The 710-nt window shown below is 72.0% G+C and carries 1 protein-coding gene; it reads right to left on the reverse strand.

Translation table 11 applies throughout. The annotated features are described in order from the left end of the window. Window positions 1–249: 249 nt before the first annotated feature. A partial coding sequence (locus L687_RS34305) for a hypothetical protein (RefSeq protein ID WP_021200361.1) occupies window positions 250–710 on the reverse strand: 461 nt, incomplete at its 5' end.

The raw sequence follows: 710 nt of genomic DNA on the forward strand, positions 1-710 counted from the left end.
GAGATCTGGCCCGAGAAGTAGTGGCCGTTCCCCGGACGCAGAAGAGGCCCCGTCGGCGATTGCCGGTGGGGCCTCTTCTCGTACGGCGTCACCCCATGTGGATGACGATGCCGTGACGTCGCGCGGAGGGTGACGTCTGCACGGGTGCGGTGGGGAGCTGCGGTGGTCGCGCGTGCCCCGGCAGACGAGGTTCCACCCGCGCGCGGGCGTCGTCCTGCCGCGGACGTGCCGCACCCGGCTCGGAACCGATCACGGGCGTGGCGTGCTCAGGGCGACCGTGACACCGCGTGCGGCGGTGTCGAGCGCCGCTTCGAGCTCGGTGACGACCGAGGGGGAGAGGGTGCCGCCCTTCGCGATGTGGGTGCGCAGATCGGTGCGCACCCGTGCGCGGAAGGCGTTGATCACGGCATCGGCGCGGTGCATCTCCTCGCGGCTGACGAGCCGGGAGTCGTCGGTCGCCGTGCGGGGACGGTTCTTCGCCGCCGTGCGCTCGCCCTTCTCGGCCGCTGCCAGATCGGCGCGAAGGCTCTTCATCGCGTCCTGGACGCTCTGCCGCACTTCGCTCGCGATCAGCCGCACCGAGTCGGTGAGGCCGGCTTCGATGCCGGCGAGGTCGCCCTCGCGCGACGCGAGCTCCGCCCGCCCGGCCTCGGTGATGGCGTAGATGGTGGTGCGGCCGTCGACGGTCTTGGTGACCAGCCCCTCTTCCT

Source organism: Microbacterium maritypicum MF109, from assembly GCF_000455825.1.
Classification (GTDB): domain Bacteria; phylum Actinomycetota; class Actinomycetes; order Actinomycetales; family Microbacteriaceae; genus Microbacterium; species Microbacterium maritypicum_A.